Annotated in this window: 1 protein-coding gene; it reads right to left on the bottom strand. The window is 69.4% G+C overall.

Annotated elements, in window-relative coordinates; all coding sequences use genetic code 11:
* Positions 1-267, bottom strand: a 267-nt coding sequence (locus tag BI06_RS45330) for a hypothetical protein (RefSeq protein ID WP_043479158.1), incomplete at its 3' end; no start/stop codon positions are given.
* Between the last annotated feature and the right edge of the window lie 93 nt (positions 268-360).

Genomic DNA, 360 nt, shown 5'->3' with positions numbered 1-360 from the left:
TGTGCGCTCGTGGGTCTCGAACGCCGCGTCGTCCACGGGCGACGCCGTTTCGTCCGCCTGGCGAAACGTTTCTTCGTGGACGTCGTCCACCTGGGGGTCGGTGACCGCCTGGACCTCCTCGTCCTGGGCGTCGGTGACCTCGTCCGTCTCGTCGGCCGTCTCGTCCACCGGCTCGGCCGTGGCCGCAGGCTGGCGAAACGTCACCTCGTGGACCTCGTCAGCCTGGAACTCCTGCACCAGCGCGGTGAGTTCGGCCTGGTCGGACATGACCGGTGCCGTCTCCAACGGCGTCGGCACCGTCGTCTCGTACGTCGCCGCGCTGCCCGGGAAGATCTTGAGCGCGATCGGCGACCTGGGCTC

It is taken from the genome of Kitasatospora sp. MBT66, from assembly GCF_000710405.2.
Classification (GTDB): domain Bacteria; phylum Actinomycetota; class Actinomycetes; order Streptomycetales; family Streptomycetaceae; genus Kitasatospora; species Kitasatospora purpeofusca.
Note: the sequence above shows the minus strand (reverse complement) of the source record. Positions and strands in the feature narration are given on the sequence as shown.